This window comes from Streptomyces sp. SPB074 (genome assembly GCF_000154905.1).
Classification (GTDB): domain Bacteria; phylum Actinomycetota; class Actinomycetes; order Streptomycetales; family Streptomycetaceae; genus Streptomyces.
Genome location: NZ_GG770539.1, coordinates 892251 through 895821 on the forward strand (window position 1 = coordinate 892251; position 3571 = coordinate 895821).

The window sequence follows — 3571 nt, forward strand, 5'->3', positions numbered from 1 at the left end:
CCGGCCGCCTCCCCGACGGCCGGGGCGATCGACTGCGCGGGCCGGGTCGTGCTGCCCGGATTCGTCGAACCGCACCTGCACCTCGACAAGGCGCACCTGGACGCGGTGCGGCCCAATCCGGACGGCACGCTCGCCGGGGCGCTCTCCGTGACGGCCGCGCTGAAGGCCGAGTTCACCGCCGAGGACGTCCGGGCGCGGGCGAGCCGGGTCCCGGAGAGCGCCGTCCTTAACGGCACCACGCTGGTGCGCGCGCATCCCGACGTCGATCCGGTCGTGGGCCTGCTCGGCGTGGAGGTGCTGGCGGAGCTGCGGGAGCGGTACGCGGCGGCCGTGGACCTCCAGATCGTCGCGTTCCCGCAGGAGGGCGTGCTGCGCACGCCGGGCACGGAGGCGCTGCTGCGTGCCGCGCTCGGCAAGGGCGGCGACGTCGTGGGCGGCTGCACGTACCAGGAGGAGAGCGTCGCGGACTGCCGGGCGCAGATCCGGCTCGTCCTCGACCTCGCGGAGGAGTTCGGGGTCCCCGCCGACCTGCACGCGGACTTCGGCGACGACACGGACGACCCGCGCTACGCGCTCGCCGGGTACGTCGCCGAGGAGACCGCCCGCCGGGGGCTCGGGGGCCGGGTGACGCTCGGCCACCTGACCTCGCCCGCCGCGCTGCCGCGCGCGGAGCGGCTGCGGCTCGCGGACGCGCTCGCCGCCGCCGGGGTCGCCGTGGTGACCCTGCCCGCCACGGACCTGCACCTCGGCGGGCGCGACGACGAGGAGCGGCCCGTGCGCCGGGGGGTGGCCCGGGTGCGGGAGCTGTGGGAGGCGGGCGTGGTGACGGCCTGTTCCTCCAACAACGTCCGCAACGCGTTCACGCCCTACGGCAGCGCGGACCCGCTCGACACGGCGCTGCTCCTCGCGCAGACCGGTCGCCTCTCGGGCGCGGACGACCTCGCGCGCGTGCTGCGCATGGTCACGGACGACGCGGCGCGCGTGACCGGCCGGGCCAGGGAGTACGGCGTCCGGGCGGGCGCCCGCGCCGACCTCGTGGTGCTCGGCACGACCGTCCCCGAGGACATCGTCCTCGACCGTCCCGAGCGCGCCCACGTACTCAAGGGCGGCCGGGTCGTGGCCCGTTCGGCCCGCACCCGCGAACTCCTCGTGCCCTGAGCCCCCCCGGGCGGCGGGGGCACCACCCCGGAGCCCCGCCACCCGCACCACCCGCACCCGCACCCGCACGGCTTTGCACCTCGCCACGTCCCTACGTCACAGAAGTGCCCCCATGCGCGAACGCCTTCCGCACGAGATCGTCGCCTCCCTCCTCGCCGGGCTCACCGCCTTCGTCGGCGGGAACGCCCTGCACCTGCCGCCCTGGGCGATCTTCCTGTCCTGGGCGGGCGTCTTCCTGCTCGGCGGCCCGCGCCGCGACCGCGCCGTGCGCCTGTGGTGCGCGATGCCCGCGGGCTCCGCCTTCGCGCTCGTCATCGTCCTCGTGGAGCGGCACGCGGGCGCCGCGTTCGGCGAGGGGCAGGCCGCCCGGAACGCCTTCCAGGCGCTCGTGATCCTCCTCGTCAACACCGCGCTCATGTACGCGGGCCGGCTGGGCCTGCTCGTCCCGGGGATGTTCCTCGGCTTCGCGAGCTACTTCGCCACGTTCTTCGGCGGCTTCGGCTACGACGCGGGCAACCCGTGGGCGGCGTGGCTGTGCGTCGTCGCGATGAACGCGCTCGGCCCGGTCTTCGCGCACCTCTCGACGCTGCTGACCTTCCCCGTGCCCGCCGCGAGCCCCCGCGCGGACGCGCCCGTCACGCGGGCCGACGCCGCGTGACCCCCGCCGCCTCCGCCCCCCGTTCCGCCGACCTCCCCGGAGACCGCCCCATGACGACCGAACCCAGCGCGCGGCCCCAGGGCCCCGAGGCATCCGACGAGTACGAGCACGTCCCCGTCCCCCCGGCGGCGCGGCGCGGGCTGTGGTCCGTCGCCTCGGTGTGGTTCGGCTTCCCGATGAACCTCGGCAACGCCGTCTTCGGCGGCGTCATCGTCTACCACCTCGGCCTGCGCTGGGGCCTCGGCGCGATCCTCGCGGGCAATCTCGTCCTGCTCGGCTACGTGGGCGTGCTGAGCCACGCCGCGGCGCGCACCGGCGAGAACTTCTCGCTCCAGGCCGCCGGGGCCTTCGGCGAGCAAGGCCGCCGGCTCGCCGCCGCCTTCCTCGCGACCGTCGTCGGGATCAGGGCGCTCTCCTTCCTCGGCTTCCTCGCGGTGCCGCTCTTCCTCGTCCTCGCGGGCCTCGCGCTCGCCTTCGGCGTGGACGAGGGCGGCGTCCCGCTCGGGGACGCCCTGTCCCACGGGGGCGGCGGGCACGCGCTCTCCTTCGGCGCGGCGATGAGCGTCGTCATCGCGGGCTTCGCCGACTCGGGCACGATGACGGCGGACTTCACGCGCTGGGCGAAGGACGGGCGTTCCGCCGTCGTGGCGACGCTCGGTGCCTTCCCGCTCGCCAACGGCGTGGCGTTCGGCGTCGGCGGGCTCGTCGTCGCGATCGGCGGGGCCGCGGACCCGGCGGTGGACGGCGGCGGCTTCCTCGGGCTCCTGAGCGGGCACGGCGCCCTGCTCACCTGCGTCGCCGTCCTGTTCGTCTTCGCCAACCTCGGCTCGGTCGCCACGCACTGCCTGTACAACGCGGCGGTCGGCTGGTCGGCGATCACCCCGGCCCGGATGCGGCCCCTCGCCCTCGTCCTCGGCGCGCTCGGGCTGCTCGCCGCGCTCACCGGGGTGTGGGACTCCTTCCTGGACTGGCTCAACCTGCTCGGCGTCTTCGTGCCGCCGATCGGCGCGGTCCTCATCGTCGACCAGCTGCGCCGCGCCCGCGCCCCATACCCCGTCCCGCGCGGGTACCACGGGCCCGCCTTCCTCGCCTGGGCGCTCGGTGCCGGGGCCGCCGCGCTCGCGCACTACCTGGCGCCGGCAGCCGTGGACGCCCTCGTCGGCATCGCGGTGGCCGCCGCGGTCCACGCGCTGCTCACCCGCCGCCGCCCCCGTCTCGCCGGGGAGGCATCGTTGGCCCGGGGCGACAGCGCCCCGCGCGTCCCCCGCGCCGCACCGTCGAAGCAAGGAGCCGTATGACCACCCCCGCGGCCGACGCCCTCTGCGCGCTGTCCGCGACCGAGCTGAGCGCCCTCGTGCGGGACCGCGAGGTCTCCCCCGTCGAGGTCGTGGACGCGGTCCTGGAGCGGATGGCGGCGACCGAGCCGGAGTTGCACGCCTTCTGCACCCCCGCGCCCGAGCAGGCCCGCGCGAGCGCCCGGGTGCTCGCCGGGCGGCTCGCGCGCGGCGGTGCGGCGGGCCCGCTCGCGGGCGTGCCGCTCGGTGTGAAGGACCTGCTCTCGACGCGGGGCTGCGCACCACCTCGGGTTCGGTCGCCTACCGGGACTTCGTGCCCGAAAAGGACGACATCGTCGTGGAGCGGGTGCGCGCGGCGGACGCCGTCGTGCTCGGCAAGACCAACACGAGCGAGTTAAAGATACAGCGTCACGGGCCACAACCCGCTCTTCGAGACGACCCGCAACCCGTACGACACGCG

3 protein-coding genes and 1 pseudogene are annotated in these 3571 nt (G+C 76.0%); all 4 read left to right on the forward strand.

Features of this window, described 5'->3' with window-relative positions; genetic code table 11:
* Positions 1–1158 (forward strand): amidohydrolase family protein (locus SSBG_RS03640; RefSeq protein WP_078491207.1); only part of this gene is annotated, 1158 nt, incomplete at its 5' end.
* 112 nt (positions 1159–1270) lie between these two features.
* On the forward strand, positions 1271–1816 hold the full coding sequence (locus tag SSBG_RS03645; RefSeq protein WP_008744874.1) for a DUF1097 domain-containing protein: 546 nt from the start codon (positions 1271–1273) through the stop codon (positions 1814–1816).
* Positions 1817–1866: 50 nt separating this feature from the next.
* Complete coding sequence (locus SSBG_RS03650) at positions 1867–3114, forward strand: cytosine permease (RefSeq protein ID WP_037868859.1); 1248 nt, start codon at positions 1867–1869, stop codon at positions 3112–3114.
* Between the two features lie 110 nt (positions 3115–3224).
* A pseudogene (locus SSBG_RS36005) lies at positions 3225–3571 on the forward strand (amidase family protein); the annotation flags it as partial.

Bases quoted from the DNA above. Each gene is read 5' to 3' on its own strand.
- SSBG_RS03645 (WP_008744874.1), top strand. From the start codon at position 1,271: ATGCGCGAACGCCTTCCGCACGAGATCGTCGCCTCCCTCCTCGCCGGG.
- SSBG_RS03650 (WP_037868859.1), top strand. From the start codon at position 1,867: ATGACGACCGAACCCAGCGCGCGGCCCCAGGGCCCCGAGGCATCCGAC.